At 61.7% G+C, this 23,082-nt stretch carries 19 protein-coding genes; 6 read left to right on the top strand and 13 right to left on the bottom strand.

Going from position 1 to position 23,082, the window contains the following annotated elements; genetic code table 11:
- The 5 genes from AC07W0_RS29055 to AC07W0_RS29035 all read right to left on the bottom strand — a co-directional run.
- On the bottom strand, nt 1-1,543 hold a 1,543-nt coding region (locus AC07W0_RS29055; protein ID WP_102651138.1), incomplete at its 3' end, for a methyl-accepting chemotaxis protein.
- 81 nt (nt 1,544-1,624) lie between these two features.
- On the bottom strand, nt 1,625-2,878 hold the full coding sequence (locus tag AC07W0_RS29050; protein WP_102618823.1) for an OprD family porin: 1,254 nt from the start codon (nt 2,876-2,878) through the stop codon (nt 1,625-1,627).
- 91 nt (nt 2,879-2,969) lie between these two features.
- A complete protein-coding gene (locus tag AC07W0_RS29045) occupies nt 2,970-4,274 on the bottom strand; it encodes a CitMHS family transporter (RefSeq protein ID WP_017846932.1) in 1,305 nt (434 codons plus the stop codon).
- A 129-nt stretch (nt 4,275-4,403) separates the two neighbouring features.
- Entirely contained in the window at nt 4,404-5,735 is a 1,332-nt protein-coding gene (locus AC07W0_RS29040) for a dicarboxylate/amino acid:cation symporter (RefSeq protein ID WP_046483283.1), read from the bottom strand.
- Between the two features lie 44 nt (nt 5,736-5,779).
- Entirely contained in the window at nt 5,780-6,862 is a 1,083-nt protein-coding gene (locus AC07W0_RS29035) for a 4-oxalomesaconate tautomerase (protein ID WP_026140015.1), read from the bottom strand.
- 167 nt (nt 6,863-7,029) lie between these two features.
- Between AC07W0_RS29035 and AC07W0_RS29030 the strand changes: the two genes are divergently transcribed.
- From AC07W0_RS29030 to AC07W0_RS29020, 3 genes are all read left to right on the top strand, one after another.
- A complete protein-coding gene (locus tag AC07W0_RS29030) occupies nt 7,030-7,920 on the top strand; it encodes a LysR family transcriptional regulator (RefSeq protein ID WP_017846929.1) in 891 nt (296 codons plus the stop codon).
- A gap of 175 nt (nt 7,921-8,095) precedes the next feature.
- On the top strand, nt 8,096-9,919 hold the full coding sequence (locus tag AC07W0_RS29025; RefSeq protein ID WP_102618824.1) for a glycoside hydrolase family 15 protein: 1,824 nt from the start codon (nt 8,096-8,098) through the stop codon (nt 9,917-9,919).
- A gap of 155 nt (nt 9,920-10,074) precedes the next feature.
- Nucleotides 10,075-10,974 carry an alpha/beta fold hydrolase gene (locus tag AC07W0_RS29020; RefSeq protein ID WP_046483289.1) on the top strand — a complete coding sequence of 300 codons (900 nt, stop codon included), beginning with the start codon at nt 10,075-10,077 and terminating at the stop codon, nt 10,972-10,974.
- Here AC07W0_RS29020 and AC07W0_RS29015 read toward each other — a convergent pair.
- Nucleotides 10,971-11,939, bottom strand: a complete 969-nt coding sequence (locus tag AC07W0_RS29015; RefSeq protein WP_017846926.1) for a GlxA family transcriptional regulator — start codon at nt 11,937-11,939, stop codon at nt 10,971-10,973. The two genes, AC07W0_RS29020 and AC07W0_RS29015, sit on opposite strands and share 4 nt — an antisense overlap.
- Nucleotides 11,940-12,028: 89 nt before the next feature.
- On the opposite strand from AC07W0_RS29015, the gene inhA reads away from it, so the two are divergent.
- Both inhA and AC07W0_RS29005 read left to right on the top strand, forming a co-directional pair.
- Nucleotides 12,029-12,709 (top strand): isonitrile hydratase, encoded by a 681-nt coding sequence (inhA, locus tag AC07W0_RS29010; protein ID WP_017846925.1) that lies wholly within the window; start codon nt 12,029-12,031, stop codon nt 12,707-12,709.
- Nucleotides 12,710-12,823: 114 nt separating this feature from the next.
- On the top strand, nt 12,824-14,278 hold the full coding sequence (locus AC07W0_RS29005; RefSeq protein ID WP_102618825.1) for a mannose-1-phosphate guanylyltransferase/mannose-6-phosphate isomerase: 1,455 nt from the start codon (nt 12,824-12,826) through the stop codon (nt 14,276-14,278).
- A 3-nt stretch (nt 14,279-14,281) separates the two neighbouring features.
- Here the strand turns inward: AC07W0_RS29005 and AC07W0_RS29000 are convergent, their stop codons facing one another.
- From AC07W0_RS29000 to AC07W0_RS28980, 5 genes are all read right to left on the bottom strand, one after another.
- Entirely contained in the window at nt 14,282-14,866 is a 585-nt protein-coding gene (locus AC07W0_RS29000) for a DUF4174 domain-containing protein (protein WP_102618826.1), read from the bottom strand.
- A gap of 130 nt (nt 14,867-14,996) precedes the next feature.
- Complete coding sequence (locus AC07W0_RS28995; RefSeq protein ID WP_102618827.1) at nt 14,997-16,232, bottom strand: flavin monoamine oxidase family protein; 1,236 nt, start codon at nt 16,230-16,232, stop codon at nt 14,997-14,999.
- Nucleotides 16,229-16,852, bottom strand: coding sequence for a glutathione S-transferase family protein (locus tag AC07W0_RS28990; RefSeq protein ID WP_017846921.1), 624 nt, complete (start codon nt 16,850-16,852; stop codon nt 16,229-16,231). The genes AC07W0_RS28995 and AC07W0_RS28990 overlap by 4 nt, the downstream gene beginning before the upstream one ends.
- Before the next feature lie 79 nt (nt 16,853-16,931).
- On the bottom strand, nt 16,932-19,289 hold the full coding sequence (locus tag AC07W0_RS28985) for a DNA polymerase II (RefSeq protein ID WP_017846920.1): 2,358 nt from the start codon (nt 19,287-19,289) through the stop codon (nt 16,932-16,934).
- Between the two features lie 91 nt (nt 19,290-19,380).
- Nucleotides 19,381-19,854 (bottom strand): SRPBCC family protein, encoded by a 474-nt coding sequence (locus tag AC07W0_RS28980; protein WP_102618828.1) that lies wholly within the window; start codon nt 19,852-19,854, stop codon nt 19,381-19,383.
- A gap of 99 nt (nt 19,855-19,953) precedes the next feature.
- Between AC07W0_RS28980 and AC07W0_RS28975 the strand changes: the two genes are divergently transcribed.
- The gene (locus tag AC07W0_RS28975) at nt 19,954-20,355 is read left to right on the top strand and encodes a GFA family protein (RefSeq protein ID WP_102618829.1); all 402 of its coding nucleotides are present in this window, start codon (nt 19,954-19,956) and stop codon (nt 20,353-20,355) included.
- A gap of 1 nt (nt 20,356) precedes the next feature.
- Here AC07W0_RS28975 and mrdA read toward each other — a convergent pair whose 3' ends face one another.
- On the bottom strand, nt 20,357-22,249 hold the full coding sequence (gene mrdA, locus AC07W0_RS28970) for a penicillin-binding protein 2 (RefSeq protein WP_046483313.1): 1,893 nt from the start codon (nt 22,247-22,249) through the stop codon (nt 20,357-20,359).
- Nucleotides 22,250-22,478: 229 nt separating this feature from the next.
- Nucleotides 22,479-22,856, bottom strand: a complete 378-nt coding sequence (locus AC07W0_RS28965; RefSeq protein ID WP_046384128.1) for a cupin domain-containing protein — start codon at nt 22,854-22,856, stop codon at nt 22,479-22,481.
- Nucleotides 22,857-23,082 lie beyond the last annotated feature (226 nt).

Below are 23,082 nucleotides of genomic sequence, written 5' to 3'. Positions count from 1 at the left end.
GGTTGATCTCTTCAGCCACCGCGGTTTGCTCTTCCGCGGCACTTGCGATTTGCGCGTTCATTGCATTGATCGTGGCGATCAGCTCGACCGTGTTGCCCAGAAACTCACCCGCCTGGTCGGCTTCGGCGTTAGCGCCCTGGGCGGCTTCGGTGGATTGGTGCATGGCCGTGACCACCCCGCCGGTAGCGCTCTCCAGGCGCTCGACCATCGCTTGGATTTCCTGGGTACTGCGCTGAGTGCGACTGGCTAACGCCCTCACTTCATCGGCAACCACGGCAAACCCGCGCCCGGCCGCACCGGCACGCGCGGCTTCGATGGCTGCATTGAGGGCTAAAAGGTTGGTCTGTTCGGCAATCGAGCGAATGACGTCCAGCACGGTGACGATAGACGTCACGTCGTTTTGCAGATTTTTCATCGACAGGCCACTCTCATCCAGCTCGACCGTCAGTGCCTGAATGCGCGCAATACTGCCGTTGACGATCTGCCTGGCGTGACGGGACTGCCTGTCGGTCTCGACCGCTGCGTTTGCCGCATTGTGCGCGCTGGCCGAGACTTCCTGCGCCGCCGATGACATCTGGTTTATCGCCGCGGCGACTTGGTCGGTTTCCAGGCGCTGCCGATCCATGGCCCGGTCAATCTGCCGGCTCTGCTCGGCCACATGGCTGACAGACCCGGTCAACTGTTCGCTCATCGCGACGATCTGGCTGACCAGGCTGTGAATCTTTTCGATAAAGGCATTGAACGAACCGGCCAGTTGTCCCAGCTCGTCGCGACTCACAAGCGGCAGACGCCGTGTCAGATCCCCCTCGCCCGCGGCGATTTCATCGAGGTGAGCGCGGATCAAGGTCAAGGGCCGTAAGCTGCGCTTGACCAGCAGAAGCGCGAGTACCCCGATGATGCCGATCAGCGCGGCAGCGATAAGCGCAATGCTGAGCATCAAGTGGTGTATGCGCAGCTCGACATCGGCCCGCACGTTGGCGACCTGGGTTTCAATGCTGTCCAGATTGACCGCGGTGACGACAACCATGTCCCACTTGGGCAAATAGAAACTGTAAGCGAGCTTGGGCACTACCTTATCGGTGTTGACGACCCCACCCGAATAGGTAACGAAGTGCGTTTGGTTTTTGGCCGCTTCGACCATCTCGCGGTTCAGGTACTTCCCGTTGATGTCTTTGCGATCACTCATGTTGGTGCCGACGCCTTCGCTGCTGTCACCGCGAAACAGGCGCACGACCTGACTGTCATAGCCGATGAAATACCCGTCATCGCCATACTTCACGTTGGACAGTCGGCTGATTGCCAAGGCTCGGCCGGAAAGGTCCCCGGCAGCCGCCCGCTCATACAGTTCGGTGATGGACGTCTGAGCGATGCTCGCGTAATCCTTGAGTCGGGTGCGGCTTTCCTCGAGCAGCCGCTCGCGGGTCTGTGCGACTTCCTGCTCGGCCTGGGCCTGCAACGTGCCGCGCGCGCTCAACCCTAAAACCAGCGCAAACAACAGCACCGGCAATAAGGTCAGCAACAGTATTTTGGTTTTGAACGACATTATTTGATTCCTTCACCCCGATCCTATGAAGCCGCCGATGCAAAAGCGGCCCGCGAATGTCGCGTGGCCGCGAGCAGTGGGTCACCAGAGCGCGATGTCGTAGGTGAAGTAGATCCGATTACTGTCACGACCACGGGAGAAATCCGAGCGGTAGACGTAGTTGCGCAGCTTCACTCCCAAGCCCTTGAAGGTGCCTTGCTGCACCACGTAGGCCAGTTCGGCATCGCGTTCCCATTCCTTGACCGTGGTGTTGGACTTACCGTCGTTACCGCTCAGGTAGCGCGTGAAAAAGGTCAGGCCGGGGACACCCAGGGCGGCGAAGTTGAAGCCGTAGTTGAGCATCCAGGTCTTCTCGTCCTCTTCGATGAACTTACCGATACCGGCGTTGCTGAACGAATAGACGGTCGCGCCACTGATGTATGGCAACCCGGCATCCCCGCTGAGGGTCTGATACCCGCCACCGAAGGTATGCCCGGAAATGGCGTAGGACAGTTGCCCACTGAGCATGTTGTTATCGATCTTGCCGCCGTAGGCAGAGCCGCTATCGACACTGTTGAAGTAGCGCAAATCACTGGTCAGCACGCCGCCGCCCAAGGGTAGATCGTGCTGGATGCCGGCAAAATGCTGCCGGTAGAAGTTCTCCAGTTCGCCGTAGAAGTAACTCAGGCGAATGTTTTTCCCCAGCTTGTATTCTCCGCCGGCATAACTGAAGTCCCCGGATTCAGCACCGCTATAGCCGTCGGGCACAATCGGCATGCTGTCAGTGGAGTCACGCAGCTTGAATCGATCGAGGTGGCCTCCGGTGAGGCTGAGGTTCTCGATGTCGAGGCTGTTGATCTGTGCGCCTTGGTAGGTTTGCGGCATCAGACGCGCATCGTTGTAGATCAGTACCGGTGTCTTGGGCAGCAAGGTCCCGTATTTGAGCGTGCTCTTGGCCAGTCGGGCCTTGGCGGTCATGCCCAGGCTGGCGAACTCGTCGGCCGCACGCCCGTCAGCGTGAACCGGCAACAAGCCTGTACCGCTGCGGCCACGTCCGGAGTCGAGCTTGACCCCGAGCAGGCCCAGGGCATCCACCCCAAACCCAACGGTGCCTGGGGTGAATCCCGACTGGTAATCCAGCAGGAATCCCTGGGCCCATTCGGTGCGTTCGCTCTTGGCGGTCCTGGCCGATCGGGCACTCAAGCCATGCTCGTCGCGAAAGTTTTCATTGAAATAGACGTTGCGCAATTGCAGCTTGAGCTTGCTGTCATCGATAAATCCTTCGGCGCTGGCACTGGCCAGCGGCAACAAACCAAGCAGTGAAAACAGCACCCGTTGGGTATGTACAGTGTTCATAGCAAACTACTCATTGTTGTTATTTGGCGTGCAGGAGATCGCGCGCCTCGCGGGTGAGGCGCGTCAGTGAAAAACAGGAGGTTGGGTTGAATCAGGTGAAGAGACTGATCGCCCCGGTCAACAAAGCCAGCGCCGTGATGACCAATGAGGTGAGCACGGCCCACTTGACGGTGGCTTTCTGGAAATCGCCGATGTCGCGATCGACCATCCCGACCAACAACAGGGTCGAGGCGACCAACGGGCTCATCAGATGCACCGGTTGCCCCAGAATCGATGCGCGGGCGATCTCCAGCGGATCAATGCCGTAGGCCGCAGCGGCGTTGGCCAGGATAGGCACCACGCCGAAGTAGTAGGCATCGTTGGACAGGACGAACGTCAGCGGCATGCTGGTAACGGCCACGACCAGCGGGAACAGGTGCCCCCAGGACGGCGGAATCCAGTCAACCAGTGTCTGCGCGAGAGAATCGACCATCTTCGTGCCAGAGAAAATCCCGGCAAAGATGCCGGCGGCAAACACCAACAATACGACCGTCATGGCGTTGCCCGAATGGGCAAGGATGCGTTCCTTCTGAATGTCCAGTTGCGGATAGTTGATCATCAGCGCCAGGACGAACCCGATCAGGAACAGGATCGCGGAATGCATGATCCCCATCACCAGCGCGACCATCACCGCGATGACCAGCAGCAGGTTGACGTAGGCCAGTTTCGGGCGTTTGTGCGGCGTGTCCTCGAGTATTGCGTTGATGTAGCAATTACCGCCGCCGCTCTCCAATTGAATGTTACCGATGCGCTTGCGCTCGGCGCGGCCCAGCAGGAACGCGGTGAACACCACCCACATCGCGCCGCCGATCATGGTCGGCAGCAAGGGCACGAAGTAGGCCCCGGCATCCAGGCCCAGCGCCGCGATCGCGCGGGTCGCGGGCCCTCCCCAGGGGGTCATGCCGCTCATGATGCTCAGCGAAAGCATGGAAATGGTCGCCAGAATCATCGGGTTCATGCCGATGCGCTTATACAGCGGAAGCATGGCTGCGCAGGTGATCATGTAGGTGGTGGTGCCGTCACCGTCCAAAGCCACCACCAGCGAAAGCAACGCGGTGCCGACAGCGATTTTCATCGGGTCGCCGTTGACGCGCTTGAGGATCTTGCGAATCAGCGGGTCAAACAGGCCGGCGTCGATCATCAAGCCGAAAAACAGGATCGCGAACAGCAGGAGCGCGGCCGACGGTGCGACCATTTTCAAGCCGTCGAGCATCATCTTGCCGGTAGTGCCGCCGAAACCGCCAATCACGGCAAACACTATCGGAACCAGCGTCAGGGCGACAATCGGCGACAGCCGTTTAGTCATTATCAGGAAGGTGAAAACCACCACCATGGCCAAGCCAAGTAATGCGAGCATAAGTCAGTTCTCTTGTTCTTATAAGTAACGGGGCCGACGCACAGGCGCACGACTCCGCGCCCGCCAGTTGTGCCTGGCGGGGAGTGTTTATTTGAGGTGTTTAAGGTGTCTGGGCGCAGCCGCGACCGGTCAGACGCGGTCCGTGACCGTCACACCATCCCAGTCCGGGTTCTGGGCCTGGGCCGAGATGGCAATGGGGGAAGGTTTGCCGTCCAGCGTGCGCATCAGTACTTCGCGATCGCAGGCATTTTCCGAGAGGGACATCACCACAGTCGCCACCGCATTGCTGGCCAGGCTGGTCAAGGCCCGGGCTTCCGACATGAAGCGGTCGATACCGATCAGCAGGGCAAGGCCGGCCAAGGGAATGTCGTGAATGACCGTCAACGTTGACGCCAGTGCGACAAAACCGGAGCCGGTGACACCAGCGGCGCCTTTCGAGGACAGCAGCATGATTGCCAGCATGGTCACGGTCTGGGTCAGGCTCAGGTCGATGTTGCAGGCCTGGGCAATGAACACCGCCGCCAGCGAGAGGTAGATCGCCGTACCGTCGAGGTTGAACGAGTAACCCGTGGGCAGTACCAGCCCGACCACGCCTTTGTTGCAACCCAGGGCCTGGAGTTTTTCCAACATCCGCGGCATTACCGGCTCGGTGGACGACGTGCCGAGGACCACCAGGAACTCTTCGCGCAAGTAGCGCAGCAACTTCCACAGACTGAAGCCATGCGCGCGGCAAATGCTCCCCAGCACCACAAACACGAAGAATGCGCAGGCGATGTACAGCGTCATGATCAGCTTGGCCAACGAGCCCAACGAGGTAATGCCGTACTGCCCGACCGTGAACGCCAAGGCACCAAAGGCACCGATCGGCGCAAAGCGCATCAGGTAGGAGAAGATCTTGAAGACCATGTGCGAAGCGGATTCCAGTACATCCAGTAGCGGCTTGCCGCGCTCGCCAATGGCCGAAAGCGCAAACCCGCACAGCACCGCAATGAATAGAACCGGCAGCACCTCACCTTTATTGAAAGCACCGATGAACGTGTCGGGGATGATGTGCATGAAAAACTCGACCACGCCCAGCTTCGCCGCAGAATCGGTGTAGTGCGACAGCCCCTTGGTGCTCAACTGGGTAGGGTCGATGTTCATGCCCACACCGGGCTTGAACAGATAGACCGCCACCAGGCCGATGATCAGGCTGATCACGGTCAGGCCCAGGAACAGCAACATGGTCTTGCTCAACAAACGCCCGAGGGAGCGCTTGTCGCTCATGCCGGCGATTCCGGTGACGATGGTGCAGAACACCACGGGAGCGATCATCATCTTGATCAGCTTGATGAAGGCATCACCCAGCGGCTTCAAGGCTATGGCCTGTTGTGACCAGAAATGCCCGACCAGCACGCCCAACAGCACGGCGAAGAGAATCTGGACGTAGAGCGATTTTACAAACTTCATGGCATCACCCATTTTTAGAATTGTGCTGATGCAGAAACGACAATGACTAAAGGACGTTATCCGGCAAGTCGTTGGGAAGCCGCGGCGTAGACAAAACCGGAGAACAGCCTGCGCGATGTTCGCACTACCGAAGCGCGAATTGTCTCACCCTGAGCCCCGGTGTAGGACAGTACAACGTCTATTGCGCCACTGGGATGTTCAATTCGAACGTGTTTCAAGCGCGGCTCACTCACCCCGCCAAGCAATTGAGCAATCACGCTGCCTTCGCTGACGCACGCGGTGGCCAAGCCGATAGAGCCGGTAATCGCCAGTGCCCGGTGGCAGTTGTGCGGCATGAAATAGCGCACCTGAAGGGTGCCGCCCGCCTTGGCCGGCGACACCAGTACGGGCTTGGGGATCACTTTATCACTGACGTCGCCCAAACCCATGGCCAGGCCGGCTTGCAGCCGCAGAGACTCCAGGCGCCCCAGGAAGGCTTTGTCGGCATCCAGTTCAGCAGGGCTTTCATCCCCACGTTTACCCAATTGGCCAGCCTCGATGATCATCATCGGCATCGCCATGTCGATGCAGGTCATCGGGACACCGTCGATCAGGTCCTGAGTCTGCCCCGTCGGGAACAGCTTACCGGTTTTGCTGCCCGCGGCATCCAGGAAGGTCAGCTGCACGGGAGCGGCAGTCCCCGGCACGCCATCAATGGCGGTGTCGCCTTCGTAGCTGACGGTCCCCTCGGGAGTGTGTACGTCTGCGTTCACAAACGTCCCCGTGTTGAGGTTGCGAATACGCACACGCGTCAGGCCTTTAGACGCCTTGACCAGCCCCTGCTCGACCGCAAACGGGCCAACGGCGCAAAGCATATTGCCGCAATTGGGCGCGGTATCGACTCGACGCTGGGAGACCATCACCTGCACGAACAAATAGTCGACATCCGCGTCCGGGTGCAGCGATGGGCTGACGATGGCGACCTTGCTGGTTTGCGGGCTCCCACCGCCAATGCCGTCAATTTCCAGCTCATGGCCGGAGCCCATCAGGTTGAGCAGCAGCTCATCACGCTGTTCGATCGCATCAGGCAGGTCCCAGGCGAGAAATACTGGCCCCTTGGACGTACCGCCGCGCATAAGCACACAAGGAATTCGTTGCATGACCACTGACTCTTATTGATCAATCGGGTTGATTAATGCTCTTGAGGCAAGAGTCGCAGGCTTTGAAAAATGTTTCCAATGCAAATATCAGCCTGATTATTGCGTTTAGCGAATGACAAACTTAGGATGATTGAACGCCGCCGCCCTCTTCCATCGAGTTATAAAAAATGCAATATGAGCTAAATGACATACGATCGTTCGTGAAAATCGCCGAACTCGGGAGCTTCCACGAGGCTGCCGATGCATTGCACCTGTCCCAGCCGGCGCTGAGCCGGAGGATGAAAAAACTGGAGGAAGGCTTGGGAACCGCCCTTCTCGATCGCACCACCAGAAGGGTGAGTCTCACGAGCGTTGGTCGGGACTTTCTACCCAAGGCACGCCGCCTGCTGGACGACTTCGACGACTCGATACTCAACATCCGAGAGCTGGCAGAGCGACAGAGCGGACGGGTCACCCTTGCCTGCATCCCGACCGCAGCCTTCTACTTCCTGCCTTCGGTCATCCGCCTCTACAACGAGCGCTATCCGCAAATCCGTATCCGCCTGCTCGATCTCAGCGCCAACGAAGGCCTGGAGGCCGTGCTGCGCGGAGAAGCCGACTTCGGCATCAACATGATGAGCGGCCAGCACCCCGACATAGAGTTTGTGCCATTGGTCGACGAGCCTTTTGTATTGGCGTGTCGACGCGATCATGAACTGGCGGAACGTAGCGCGGTGACCTGGTCTGAACTCAGCAATTACCGCTTGATCGGGGTCGGACGCCTGAGCGGCAACCGGATGTTGCTCGATCATGCGTTATCGGGCTTGAGCTGGCGCCCGCAGTGGTTCTATGAGGTGCAACACCTTTCGACGTCGCTGGGCCTGGTGGAAGCCGGCCTCGGTGTCTCGGCCGTGCCGAGCCTGGCGATGCCTGCCGTGGATCATCCGACGTTGGTCAGCATCCCGTTGATAGAGCCCATTGTGAACCGTTCATTGGGACTGGTTTACCGCCGTGGAGCCTCGTTATCTCCAGCGGCGGAGAAATTTGTTTCGATTCTGCTTGAGCAATGGGAGAAGTGAATGGGTTCTGCTGGCGAGCGGTGTGTCATTTACCGCGAGCGCCAGCCAAGTTGTGGTGTTTTTCGGTGAACTTGTGCCCTGCCCCGCCAGTCAGCTAACTGAACGCAACTCAACGGTGGGTAACGGATGCATCTCTCGCGGCAGCAACAAGTAGCCCTGGTGACCGGGGGCGGCAATGGTTGATTTCAAGCACGAGCCACAGAGCGCCATCGACGCCCACGGCATCATCGGCGACATGCGCAGCGCCGCCCTGGTGAACGACAAGGGCAGCGTCGACTTTTTCTGCTGGCCGGAATTCGACAGCCCGTCGATCTTCTGCGCGCTGCTCGACACGCCCGACGCCGGCATTTTCCAGCTCACGCCAGACCTGCCCAACGCCCGCCGCGAACAGATCTACCTGCCCGACACCAACGTGCTGCAGACCCGCTGGCTCAGCGATGACGCCGTGGTGGAGATCACTGACCTGTTGACCATCGGTGAGGAAGACGACCTGCCCCTGTTGATTCGCCGCGTGCGTGCGGTCAGCGGCCAGGTGACGATCCACCTGCGCTGCGCCGTGCGTCATGACTATGCGCGCGCGCCCACCCATGCCAGCCTCGACAACGGCACGGTGTGTTTCGCCGCCCACGGCCAGCCCGGTCTGCGCTTGTCGAGCAGCCACGCACTGCAGGTCGAAGACAACGCCGCAGTGGCCAGCTTCGTCCTGGCCCAGGAAGAAGGCGCCGAATTCGTCCTCGGCGGGCAGGACGACCCGCGCGTCGACAGCAGCTGCACCGACCTGGCGTTGACGCACACCCTGGCGTTCTGGCGCGGCTGGATTGCGCAATCGAACTACCGCGGGCGCTGGCGCGAAATGGTCAACCGCTCGGCCCTGGCCTTGAAGCTTTTGACCTCGCGCAAACATGGCGCAATCATCGCCGCCGCCACCTTCGGCCTGCCCGAATCGCCCGGCGGCGAGCGCAACTGGGACTACCGTTACACCTGGATCCGTGACGCCTCGTTCACGGTCTACGCGTTCATGCGCCTGGGTTTTGTCGACGAAGCCAACCACTACATGCGTTGGCTCAGAGAGCGCGTCAGCGACTGCAGCGACCAGCCCGTCAAGATCAACATCCTGTATGGCATCGACGGCCGCCAGCAACTGCCCGAAACTCAGCTGACGCACTTGCGCGGGCATGGCGGCGCGACGCCGGTGCGTATCGGCAATGAGGCGTTCGACCAGGTCCAACTGGACATCTACGGCGAGTTGATGGACGCGATTTATCTGGTCAACAAATACGGCGAAGCCATTTCCCACGACGGCTGGAAACACACGGTCGAACTCGCGGATCAGGTCTGTGATATCTGGAACCGCAAAGACGTGGGTATCTGGGAAATGCGCGGCGAGCAGCATCACTTCCTGCACTCGCGGCTGATGTGCTGGGTGGCGCTGGACCGTGCGATCCGCCTGGCGTCCAAACGCTCGCTGCCGGCGCCGTTCGCGCGCTGGGACCAGACGCGCCAGGCGATCTACGCGGATATCTGGGGCAATTTCTGGAACGAAGAACGCGGGCACTTTGTGCAGCATACCGGCAGCACCGCGCTGGACGGTTCGATGCTGCTCATGCCGCTGATGCGCTTCGTCGCCGCCACCGACCCGCGCTGGCTCTCGACGCTGGCAGCGATCCAGAAAAGCCTGGTGCGCGACGGCATGGTCTATCGCTATCGCAACGACGACAGCCGGATCGACGGCCTGCCAGGCACCGAAGGCGCGTTTGCCGCCTGCTCGTTCTGGTACGTCGAATGCCTGGCCCGCGCCGGGCAGGTCGAAAAGGCGCATCTGGAGTTTGAGCAGTTGCTGCGCTACGCCAACCCGCTGGGGTTGTACGCCGAAGAGTTCGACAACCAGGCGCGCCACCTGGGCAATACGCCGCAGGCGTTGAGCCATTTGGCACTGATCAGCGCGGCAACGTTTCTGGACCGCAAGTTGAGCGGCGCGAAGACGGTGTGGCAGCCTTGAACGCTACCCGTCGAGGGTCAGCGAGGCCGCGATGACGGTGGGTCGGGCAACTTGAACGCCGGACACTCTTGGCCCTCGACGCTCTCAGCCTTGTGGCGTTAATGGATCGGCGGTAGTGTCATCGGCAGTCATCGCCCACCCGATAGGAGCCCATCATGCCCATCGCCCCTGCGCTGTTTTATGTACGCACCTCGATGCTCGATGTGGCGTATGAAGCCCACGGCCCCGTCGACGGTGAACCGGTGATCCTGCTGCACGGTTTCCCCTACGACCCTCGCGGCTATGACGATATCGCCCCGGCCCTGGCCGAGCGCGGCTGTCGGGTGTGGGTGCCGTACCTGCGTGGTTATGGCCCGACGCGGTTTATCAACGCGCAGGTGATGCGCTCCGGGCAACAGGCAGCGTTGGCCAAGGACCTGCTGGAGTTCATGGATGCGCTGTGTATCCCGCGGGCCACCCTGGCGGGCTACGACTGGGGTGGGCGTGCCGCCTGTATTGTCGCGGCACTGTGGCCGGAGCGCGTGCGCGGGTTGGTGAGCGGGGACGGCTACAACATCCAGGACATTGCCAAGTCGCTCGAGCCCAGGCCGCCAGAGACGGAGCATCGGTTGTGGTACCAGTACTATTTCCACACCCAGCGTGGCGTGGATGGGTTGACCGCCAATCGCCGGGCGTTTTGCCAATTGCTGTGGTCACTGTGGTCGCCCTCCTGGGCGGCAGGCCCCAGCCTCTATGGCCAGAGCGCGCCATCGTTCGATAACCCGGACTTTGTCGACGTGGTGATTCATTCCTACCGTCACCGCTTCATGTATGCACCGGGCGATCCCGCACTGGCGCCCATCGAACAGGCGCTGGCGCTGCAACCGCCGATCACGGTGCCGACGATTTCGCTGTGCGGCGCCGATGATGGCGTGGGCCCGCCGCCGCTGGAGGATGACGACGCGCAGCACTTCAGCGGCTTCTATCGGCGGCAGGTGCTGCCCGGCGTCGGCCACAATATCCCTCAGGAAGCGCCGCAAGCGACCCTTGAGGCACTCCTGGAATTGCTCGCCTAGGCCGCTGGCGAAAAGCGCTCGCGATAAGCCTGCGGCGTGACTGACAAGACCCGCAGGAAGCTGCGCCGCAAGGTCTCTTCACAACCGAACCCGCACTGCACGGCGATGCGTTTGATCGATGTGCTGCTGTCCGCCAGTTGCCGGCGGGCGGTTTCGACGCGGATCAGCTCAACCGCGCGCGCGGGGGTCTGGCCGGTTTCGGCGCGGTAGTGACGCACGAAGCTGCGCTCGCTCATGCCGGCCTGGGCGGCCAGGGTGGCGAGGGTCAGGTCGAGGGTCAGGTGCTCCGCGATCCACGCGTGCAACTCGGCAAAGCGGCTGTCGCCTTTTTGCAATGACAAGGTCACGCTGAACTGCGATTGGCCACCGGGGCGTTTGAGGAAGACCACCAGGTGCCGCGCGACTTCCAGGGCCACGGCGCGGCCCAGGTCTTGTTCCACCAAGGCCAGGCACAGGTCGATCCCGGCGGTTACACCGGCCGACGTCCACACGGTGCCCTGCTGGATGAAAATCGGGTTGGCCTCCACCGTCAGCGCCGGGAACTTGCGCGCCAGCTCTTCACAGCGTGTCCAGTGCGTCGCCACGCGACAGCCGTCGAGCAAACCACTGGCCGCCAGCAGAAAAGCCCCGGTACACACCGAGGCCATGCGCCGGGTGTGCCGGGCTTTTTCGCGCACCCAGTCCACCAGCGCCAGGTCTTCGGCGGCGCCATAGACACCCCAGCCGCCGGCGATGAGCAGGGTGTCGCAAGGCGTGTCGACGGCGGGCAACGGCTCGGCCACCAGCGCCAGGCCGGCGGAGGTCATCACCGGCGCCGCCTGGGCGGCGATCACCGAAACCGCGTAGGGCAACGGCGCACCGCGCTGGCGCGCAAGGTCGTTGGCCGAGGCGAACACCTGCAAGGGCCCGGTCACGTCGAGCACTTGGGCATTATCAAAAGCGAGTACATGAATGATGCGCGGCATGTTTGGCGTGATTCGTGGGTTCAATGGCGTATTCGCCAAAGCCTAGGCCTCTAGAGTGAAACCGTCCACCCCTTATCGGAGCTTCATTCATGACCTTGCAGATCGGTTTTCTGTTGTTCCCCGGCATCCAGCAACTGGACCTCACCGGCCCCTATGACGTCTTGGGCTCGCTACCGGATGTGAAGTTGCACCTGGTGTGGAAAGACCTTTCGCCGGTTACCTCCAGCACCGGGCTGGTGTTCACGCCGACCATGACCTACGCCGATTGCCCACACCTGGATGTGCTCTGCGTCCCTGGCGGCAGCGGCGTCGGCCCGTTGATGGAAGACCCGCAGACCCTCGACTTCCTCAGGGCCCAGGCGCTCACCGCGCGTTATGTCACCTCGGTATGCACCGGTTCGCTGGTGCTCGGTGCGGCCGGTTTGCTGCGCGGGCGCAAGGCCACCACCCATTGGGCCTATCACGACCTGCTCGCCCCGCTCGGCGCCATTCCGGTTCAGGCGCGCGTGGTGCGGGACGGCAACCTGCTCACCGGCGGCGGGATCACTGCGGGGATCGACTTCGCCCTGACCCTGGCCGCTGAGCTGTACGACGAAGCAACAGCGCAATTGGTGCAGTTGCAGATCGAATACGCCCCGGCGCCACCGTTCAATGCCGGCCGGCCGGATACCGCGCCGAAGGCCGTGCTGGAAGAGGCCAACAAACGCACGGCAGAGTCGCGCAAGGTCCGCGCAGAAATCACTGCGCGGGCGGCAGCGCGCCTGGGTTGATACGCGTCGCAGTTGCCGCTGCGCGGCGGGTCGCCGATGATACGGGGCAGCGCGATTGCGACGAAGCTCGATTCCGAAGCGCGGGCTGCCCTTTCCCCCCCAAGAAGTTTATTGATGAATACCCACGACGGATTAATTCCCTGCATCATTTCCGGCGGTTCGGGTACCCGACTGTGGCCAGTCTCCCGGCAAAACATGCCCAAGCCGTTCATGCGTATGCGCGATGGCCAGAGCCTGCTGCAGAAAACCTTCCTGCGCGCCAGCCGCCTGCCCGGGGTGGAAAACGTGCTGACGGTCACCAACCGTGACCTGCTGTTTCGCACGCTGGATGACTACCGCCTGGTGAACACAGCCCGCCTGCCCCTGGACTTGTTGCTGGAGCCCTTCGGCCGCAACACGGCAGCGGCAATTGCGGTGGCGGCGCTGCATGTGCTGGAGCACTTCGGCGACGACGCACCGTTGCTGGTGATGCCCGCCGACCACTTGATCCTCAATGAAAGCGCGTTCGCCGCGGCCGTGCGCCAGGCCCGCGAGCTGGCCGCAGCCGGCTACCTGGTGACCTTCGGTATTGAGCCTGATCGCCCGGAAACCGGCTTCGGCTACATCGAACAAGGCGCCGCGTTGAGTGCGGGAAACCGGGTCAAACGCTTTGTCGAAAAACCCGACCTGGCCACCGCGCAAGGCTATCTCGACGGCGGCCAGCACCTGTGGAACGCCGGCATATTCTGCTTCAAGGCCAGCACCCTGGTGAACGAGCTGACCACCCACGCCCCGCAGGTGCTGGCGGCCGCCAAGAGCGCGCTGGCGCACAGCCAGAGCCTGCAGAATACGACCTCGCGCCAGCGCGAACTGGATGCCGATGGCTTCGGCGGCGCGCCGGACCTGTCCATCGACGTGGCGCTGATGGAGAAGTCCACGCAGGTGGCCGTGGTGCCCTGCGATATCGGCTGGAGCGATATCGGCTCCTGGGAAACCCTGCGTCAGCTCACCCCCAGCGATGCCCAGGGCAATCAGGTCAATGGCGAAGCGATTCTGCATGACGTCCACAACTGCTACATCGACTCGCCCAGGCGGGTATTGGGCGTGGTGGGCGTGCGCGACCTGATCATCGTCGACACCGCCGACGCCCTGCTGATCGCCGATGCCCACCGCAGCCAGGATGTGCGCCACATCGTGGCCGAGCTCAAGCGCCAGAACCATCCGGCGTACAACCTGCACCGCACGGTGACGCGGCCATGGGGCACCTACACGGTGCTGGAGGAAAGTGCGCGCTTCAAGATCAAGCGCATTGTGGTCAAGCCGCTGGCGTCACTGTCGTTGCAGATGCATCACCACCGCAGCGAACACTGGGTGGTGGTCAGCGGTACCGCGCAGATCACCAATGGCGAGCGGGAATTGCTGATCAACGCCAACGAGTCCACCTACATTCCGGCCGGGCACAAACACCGCCTGACCAACCCCGGCAGCATCGAGCTGGTGATGATCGAGGTGCAGAGCGGCGAGTACCTGGGCGAAGACGACATTGTGCGCTTCGACGATATCTATGGGCGCGCGCCCGCCGAAGGATAAGCCTCAGTCATCCAATGGCTGAGGGGCCGGTTTGCTGCCGGGTTTCGCCGGTTTGGCGGGCTTGGCGTTCTTGCCTGGCGCGGGGGCGACAGGTTCGGGTTCCGCAACGGCAGCCGCTTCTTTCTCGGCCATCGGCATCTGGTCGATGGCGCTGAAAAACTCGCTCACGTTGAGGGTATCCGGCGGCACGGTCTTCTCGACTTTCTTCTCGCCGTCCTTGCCGACCAGGATCACTTTGGTGCCGCTGCCGGCGCCTAATTTGAGGGCGCGGATCAGCGCGTTGGTTTCAGGCGGGGCAAGCTTCTTGTTGTCCTTGGGGTCCTTGGCGAACTTCTCCCCTTCGGCACCGATGCTGCCGAACTTCACGGTGTACAACACCATGCCGCGCTCTTCAAAGGACTGCTTGGTGGCAGGCTCGTCCAGCTGTTTCTTGAGCTTGGCCAATGTGTCATTGCCGGAATCAAGCTCCACCACCACCAGCGGCCGGGCCTTGCCCAAATCCTGCTTGAGCGGGTTGATATCATCAGCAGCCAACAACGGCCCCGTAAAAGCCATCAAGGTAGCCAGGGTCAGCGACCGGATGAGCATGCGTACCTCCTTTGAATTCCATGCAGGGTTCTTGAGTTTCATGTCTGCGACAGCCAAATTCAAGGATGATTCCTACACCGCCTTGAGAAAGCGTAGGTCAGGACGCCGGCTACGCAAGGGGTGACGAGTGCTAGCAGTCATTGTTTCCTTTGATTGCGCGGGCCCAGGCCGCAAGTTTTTCGCAGGCTTGCAGTGCGATCTGCTCGTCAAGCTGGCCTCGATAGTGCTGGTCCACCGCATCACCGGCGATCAACCCGGCAATCAGCGGCGCACCCACGGCATCGGTCAAATCCAGCCACTCCCCCCAATTGGCGGGGTGATCGTACCAACGCAGATAACCATCGCGGGAAACCGGCCACCAGCGCTGGTCGAATTGCAGCACGACCTTTTCCAGACGACCCATGGTGAAAAACGCCAGGGCCTCTCGGTAAGCCGTCGGCAAGCCTGGCGTAAAGTGCAGGTGTTTGAGTACCGGTATCGGCACCGTGCAGATGCAGGCATCTGCATTGAGGGCATCGACCCACACGCCGTGCTCGTCCCAGGCAACGTGCTGCACGGGGTGATTGAGGTGGATATTCAGGCCGCTGGCGGCGTCTTCCAGTAATTGCCGATAGCCTTGAGGCAGAAACTGGTCGCTGTGGCCAACGCCCTCCTCGTCGAGCGTATGCGTCGACAACTGGTCCAGGGGCAACCCGGCTTCGAGGATCAGGTTAGCGTCGATGGCATAGCGGGCAGCGCGGCGTTCGGGGGCATTGAGGGTCGCAAGGTATTGATCGATGCCCTGCGCCAAGGGTTGATGACGATCAATGGCCTGTTTCAAGCGTTCATACGCGCCATTGATGTCCGGTACGGGGCCATCCCACGCGGCAGCCAATGGTTGCGAGAAATCGGTAGGCCGTCGCTCCAGGCCCAACTGCTCGGCACGTCGGGCCAGCGGGTTGAGGGCATAGTGCTGCAACCAGGCGGCCCCCGCATCCACCGTATGGTCACCCAGGGCCACACTGTTCACGCGCCCGCCGATGCGGTTGCGCGCCTCGAGTACGCGCACCTCCAAACCCTGCGCCTGCAACGCACGTGCGGCACTCAGGCCGGCAAACCCGGCACCGATAACGATGACCTTGCGGGCGCGGGTGCCGGCCACCGCATCCGCCGCGCGGATGCCACTGTCCCAAGCGCTGTGGGTCATGGCGCAATGATCGTGGTTGAAGGCTTCCCCAGCGAGGAACAGACGATTATCAATCGGCGTCGAGAGCAGGCGCCGCAGGCTGACATCGCCTCCCGGCAACATTGCGCTGTAGGCACCTTGGCTATAGGGGTCGTCGCACCAGCGCGTGACGTGCCAGGCGATAGGACGCGGCACTGTCATTGCTGCGGCCAATGCCGAGCGAACACCGGCGCGACGAGCGGGTCGGCGTCCACCCGGGCCAGGGTCTGGGCGAACGCCGGCCGCGAGGCTTGCAATGCCTCTCGCGCCGCATCCCAGTGCGACACCGCCGCCGCCATGATGCCCAGGGCATTCGGCTGCTGGTCGGGGGCGAACAATTGGTCGGCAAACTGATCGGCGAACACCCTCCAGGCCTGGTGCAGGTAGTCGCGCGTGCCGCTGATCAATTGCGCTTGCGCCGCCTCATCGGCGTTGCCCAGCCAGCGTTGCGGGTAGTCGATGATGCCGATCGCCGAGTAGCAATTGGCGGCGATGTACACCAGGCCGCGGAGGATCTGGCCGCGGTTGCCGGCGAGCAGGTTGGCGGCCGGGAATTCCAGGCCCAGGTGGATCAGGATCGCCGCGCTTTCCGTCAGCACCTGGCCGTCCGGCGTCACCAACGTGGGGATCTGTTTGAGCGGGTTGATCCGTGCGAGCGCTGCACTGCCTTCGCCGTCCTGCCAGGAACTGGCGTCCACCCGATGCCACGGCACCGCGCAACGCGGCAGGGCAATTTCAATCATGCATGAGCCGGAGTCGTCGGTGCCGTAGAGCGTGTACATGGGGGTTCCTCCTGAATGTGAGGTAGCAGTTGCCGAGCACGCCAACAGCGTAGCCGCTTAGCCACGCGAGGCAAGTACTTCAGAACAGGCCCATTTGCCCGCCGACCAGGGTGCCGAAGTCGTCATTCACAAACGGCAGAATCGCATCGGCCACCGGCTGCAATTGCCGCGTGACGTAGTGGTCGTAGTCAATCGGGGCCTGGCGCACCTCCAGCGGCTCCGGGCCGTTGACGGTGATCACGTAGCTGATCCAACCGCCGCGCTGGTACTGACGCGGGCGGTTCATGCGGTCGTTGTAGTCGTCGGCCAGGCGCGCGGCGCGCACGTGGGGCGGGACGTTGCGCTCGTAGTCGTCCAACCGGCGGCGCAGGCGCTTGCGGTAGATCAGCAACTCGTCGAATTCGCCGCTCAAGGTGCGCCGCACGTAGTCGCGCACGTAATCCTGATGGGGCTGGCGGTGGAAGATGCGCTGGTAGAGTTCCTGCTGGAATTGCCGGGCCAGGGGCGACCAGTCGCTGCGCACGGTTTCCAGGCCCTTGTAGACCATCTCTTCGCTGCCATCGCCGCGCACCACCAACCCGGCGTACCGCTTCTTGCTGCCCTCCTCGGCGCCGCGAATGGTCGGCATGAGGAAGCGCGTGAAGTGGGTTTCGTATTGCAACTCCAGCGCGCTGTGCAGGCCGAATGCGTTGTGCAAATGTGCGCGCCACCAATCGTTGACGTGCCGTACCAGCGCCTGGCCGATGCGGCTGGCGTCCTCCTGGGAATGCGCGCTGCCGAGCCAGACGAAGGTCGAGTCGGTGTCGCCGTAGATCACTTCATACCCCTGGGCTTCGACCAGTTCGCGGGTCTGGCGCATGATCTGATGGCCGCGCAGGGTGATCGAGGACGCCAGGCGCGTATCGAAGAAGCGGCAACCGCTGGAGCCGAGCACGCCGTAGAAGGCGTTCATGATGATTTTCAGCGCTTGGGACAACGGTGCATTGTGTTCGCGCTTGGCCTCTTCGCGGCCTTCGGAGATACGCGCGACGATGGCGGGCAGGCAGTGCCGGGTGCGGGAGAACCGTGCGCCGCGAAAGCCTTCCACCGACGCACTGTCATCGGGGTGCTTGAGGCCTTCGACCAGGCCTACGGGGTCGATCAGGAAGCTGCGGATGATCGACGGGTAGAGGCTTTTGTAGTCCAGCACCAACACCGATTCGTAGAGGCCGGGGCGTGAATCCATGACAAACCCGCCGGGGCTGGCCTGGGGCGGCTTGTCGCCCAGGTTCGGCGCGACGAAGCCCTGGCGGTGCATCAGCGGCATGTACAAGTGGGTGAATGCGGCCACGGAGCCACCGTTGCGGTCGGCTGGCAAGCCGGTGACGCTGGCGCGTTCGAGCAGGAACTTGAGCAGCTCGGTCTTGGCGAAAATCCGCGTGACCAGTTCGCAGTCCTTGAGGTTGTAACGCGCCAGGGCCGGCTTGTCCTCGGCGAACATGCGGTTGATCTCGTCCATGCGCTGGTACGGCGTGGAGATGTCCTTGCCTTCGCCGAGCAGGGTTTGCGCGACGTTTTCCAGGCTGAAGGACTCAAAACTCCAGGTGGCCGAGCGCAGCGCTTCGATACCGTCAATGATCAACCGCCCCGCCGCGGCCGCGAAGTAATGATTGCGGCTGCCGTGTTCGCGCCAGGTCATGGGCTCTTCGCCGCGGCCGAGCAGGAGCGGCACGTTGAGGCGCTGGGCATGTTCGTGGAGTACGCGCAGGTCGAACTGCACCACGTTCCAGCCGATGATCGCATCGGGGTCATGGGTGGCCAGCCACTGGTTGAGGCGTTCGAGCAATTGGCCGCGGGTGTCGCAGTAGTCGAGCTTGAAGTCCACCGCGTCGCTCTTGTTCGGCGGGCCGAGCATATACACCTGGCGCTCGCCGCAGCCTTCGAGGGCGATGGAATACAGATCGCCCTGAGCGGTGGTCTCGATGTCCAGGGACACCAGTTTGAGCGGCGGACGGTAGTCGGGGGCGGGTTTCATCTGCGCTTCGAGCAGCGCGCCGCTGGCGTCGGGCGTGCCGTCGAACCACACGGGGGCGGTGATGAAACGCTCCATCATGTAGCGCTCGGGCGGGCGCACGTCACCTTCGTAGACATCGACACCGGCGGCGCGCAGGCGCTTTTCCAGGTCCATCAGTTGCCGATGCTGGCGGGTGTAGAGGCCTAATACCTTGCGGTGATGGAAATCGCACAGCTCCAGCGGGCGCAATTCGATATCGCGCTCGTCTTTGAGCAGCCAATCCAGCGGCTTGCGATGGGCTTCGGGGATGAATATCACCGAGCTTTGCACAGGGAGGCGAATAAGCCGCGGCCCCTGGTCGGTGGCCAGCCAGAAGCTGACCTGCGTCCCCGCCGGGGTGTCGCGCCAATGCCGGGTCAGGACAAAACCCTGCTGTAAATCCACCGTGCCGCACCTCAGGAATCACGTTCAGGGCGTGATTCTACCCGGCATCCGGCCAAACGCAGCACGTTAACGCGCACAGAGCGCAATCGCCTCAGGCGATGCCTTGATGGAAGTGGCTCAGGTAGCCTTCGATATTGCGCATTTGCTCGTCCCAGCCGCGGGAATTCATTTTGAAGGCTTTCAGGCGGCGGGCTTCGGGCACTGTGTCGAAGCCGGATTCAACGACCCGCAGCAGAATGCCCGGGGTGCGGTCTTCAACGGTGAACTCCACCAGCGTCGGTGTTTCCTTGTCGTAGTCGAAGCCCTTTTCGACGGCGAAGGGGTGCCACGAGAAAGAAAACCGCGTCTGCGGCAGGATGCGTTCGATCTTGGCTTTCCAGATCACGTGTTCGTAACCTGGGTAAGTGATCGGCGCTTCGATCGTTTCCCCGGCGACAAAGGTCTTGCCCTTGAGGGCGATGCCAAACCAGCGGCCGAATTGCTCGGCATCGGTGAGTGCCTCCCACACTTTTTTGCGTGGAGCGTTCAGTAGGACTTTCCGTTCTATACGATCTGATACGTGCATACGTCACCTCCTCCATTGACAGTAGGCGACATCGACCAATGCGCAACCTTGGGTTCTGCGCGATGATGATGCCCCCATTGTTGTCCAGGCCCTTAGGTTATGACTGACCCGTTGAATGGAAGTTGCTTCTGTAAAGCCGTGCGCTACCAGGTGGACAGCCTGGACATGCCCATCAGCCACTGCCACTGCGACAGCTGTCGCAAGGTGCATGCGGCAGCGTTTGTGAGCACCGCCGGCGTAATGCGTGAGCACTTTCGCTGGACCCAGGGCGAAGAACTGTTGGCGGCCTTCGAATCCTCGCCAGGCAAATTCAGGCGCTTCTGCTCGCGCTGTGGCTCACACCTGATGGCCGAGCGCGGGCATCAGCCCCATGTGATTGTGCGGGTGGCGACGCTGGACGATGATCCGAGCATCAGGCCCACCGCGCATATCTGGACGGCCCACGATGTGCCGTGGCTGGCGCATGAGGGCGTGCAGCCGTGGGACGAATGGCAACTGTGAGTCAGACGTGGGGGTCGCCGGGGGCTTTGCTCGGCGTCGCATATTGCGGCTTCAAGTGGCCTTCGTGGTCGAGCAGCCAGGCGTCCATGATCTGGCGCACCACCGGGCCTGCGACGCGGCCACCGGCCTCGCCGTTTTCGATCATCACCGAAATCACGATCTGGGGGTGCTCCGCTGGCGCAAACCCGACAAACAGCGCGTTGTCACGGTGGCGCTCCTGGGTTTTGTCGCGGTTGTAGCGCTCGCCCTGTTTGATCGCCACCACCTGCGCGGTACCACTCTTGCCGGCGATGCGGTATTGCGCGCCTTGCGCGGCCGCCCGGGCGATCCCGCGCGGGTCGTGCATCACCAGTTGCATCCCGTGGTTGACCTGCTCCCAGTCACGCGGGTTCTTGAGGACCACGTTGGGCATCGGGTGCTCGTCCACCGGTGCCACGCCGTTGATGGTCTTGGCCAGGTGCGGCCGATTCCACACGCCTTTGTTGGCAATCAACGCAGTGGCCTGGGCCAGTTGCAGCGGCGTGACTTGCATATAACCCTGGCCGATGCCGAGGATCACCGTTTCGCCCGGAAACCAGGGCTGACGCCGGGTCGCGCGCTTCCAGGCCTGGGACGGCATCAGGCCGGCCGACTCTTCGAACATGTCCAGGGAGACTTTCTGGCCGAGGCCGAACTCGGCCAGGTAGTCGTGCAGACGGTCGATGCCGAGCTTGTGGGCCAGGTCGTAAAAATAGGTGTCGTTGGAGCGCATGATGGCGGCGTCCATATCCACCCAACCGTCGCCGCTGTGGTTCCAGTTGCGGTATTTGTGGTCAAAGTCGGGCAATTGATAGTAACCGGGATCGAACACGCGGGTCTGGGCCGTCACTACCCCGCTGTCGAGACCCGCGATGGCCACTTCCGGCTTGATCGTCGAACCCGGCGCATAGAGACCGCGCAGGACGCGGTTGAACAGCGGCCGGTCGATGGAATCATGCAGGGCGGCGTATTCCTTGAAGCTGATGCCCGTGACGAACAGGTTGGGGTCGAAGCTGGGTTTGCTGACCATCGCCAGTACTTCGCCAGTTTGCGGGTCGAGGGCTACCACGGAGCCACGACGATCGCCCAGCGCCTCTTCCGCCGCTTCCTGTAGTTTGACATCGAGGCTCAGCACGATGTTTTTGCCGGGGATCGGGTCGGTATGCTTGAGCACACGCAGTACGCGCCCCTGCGCATTGGTCTCGACTTCTTCATAGCCGACATGACCATGCAGTTCTGACTCGTAGAAACGCTCGATGCCGGTCTTGCCGATGGACTGCGTGCCGCGGTATTCCACCGAGTCGAGGGCCTTGGATTCTTTTTCGTTGATGCGGCCAACGTAACCGATGGAGTGAGCGAAGTGCGCGCCCAGGGGGTAGTGGCGGACGAATTGCGGTTCGACGTCTACACCGGGCAGGCGGAATTCGTTGACGGCGAGTTCGGCGATCTGTTCTTCGGTCAGCTCATAAAACAACGTAACCGGAACAAAAGGATGCCGCGCCTGCTTCAGCGCCTTGTCGAATACGGCACGGTCTTCTGCCGGCAGGTGCAGCAGGCTGACGATCGCGTCCAGTTCGCCCTTGAGGTCGGTGGTGCGCTCGCGGGTGATGGTCAGGTTGTAGCTTGGACGGTTGTCGGCCAGCACGACGCCATTGCGGTCATAGATCAAGCCGCGAGTCGGTGTGATGGGCAGTACGTGGACACGGTTGTTTTCAGAAATCGTCGAGTGATAGTCGAATTGCACAACCTGTAGGAAATACAGGCGGCCCACCAGGGCGCAGGTGATGCCGATCACCAACAAGGCGCAGGCGAGCAGGCGCTTGTTGACCAGGCGGTTTTCGTTTTCGTGGTCTTTGATCGGGATTGGTTGAGGCATTTCTACAGCATCTCGTTGAAAAAGGTCGACGCCGCGTCCTGCGGATAAAAGCTCAATCCTTGTGAAAATGTGCTGCACCATACCAAAAATGCAGAAACACTTTGCATCGATTTCCCCAACGGTACCTGGGAAGAGCCGTGTGGTGCCGTTGAGTCAGACGGCACCGAGCATCAGGGGATGAGGCTACTGTTACCAGATGGCAACGGTGGCCTCGAACAGCGGGGGGATTTCAGATCCACAGGTCGTTCATGGCGGTGCGGTCTCCCCCTTCATGGCCGGTGTTCAAGATGCCGCGTGGTTCGATCATCATCAATTTGGCTTCGCCTTCGGCAGCCGTCCGATGCTCTATTCCGCGAGGAACGACATACAGCTCACCCGGTGCCACATACACGGGACCGTCCGGAAGGTCGATGCGCAGTGTCCCTTCAAGCACGAAAAACGCTTCGTCGGTTTCTGGATGTGAGTGCCAGATGAACTCGCCTTCGATGCGTACAACCTTGAACTGGTAGTCGTTCATCTCGGCGACGACTCTCGGGCTCCACTGCTCACTGATGAGCGAAGCCTTTTGCGCGAGATTGACAGGTTGTGCTGGGTGCTGCTGAGTCATGACAGATCCTCTGGTAGGTGAGAGTTGTCAGACTATCGAAGGAAGGGTCGAGCGCTCTTGTACGATCTTGCAGTTTGAGGAGAGCGATACAAAAGCCTTTAGTAGACACTGCCAAGGAAGCACTGAAGACCACCTTTCCGACCGCCCAAAACAAAACCCCTGTCTGCGTAAGCAAACAGGGGTTCTGGAATTTAATCTTGACGATGACCTACTCTCACATGGGGAA

This window comes from Pseudomonas sp. GW704-F2 (assembly GCF_059423025.1).
This window is presented reverse-complemented; position numbering and strand designations above follow the sequence as displayed.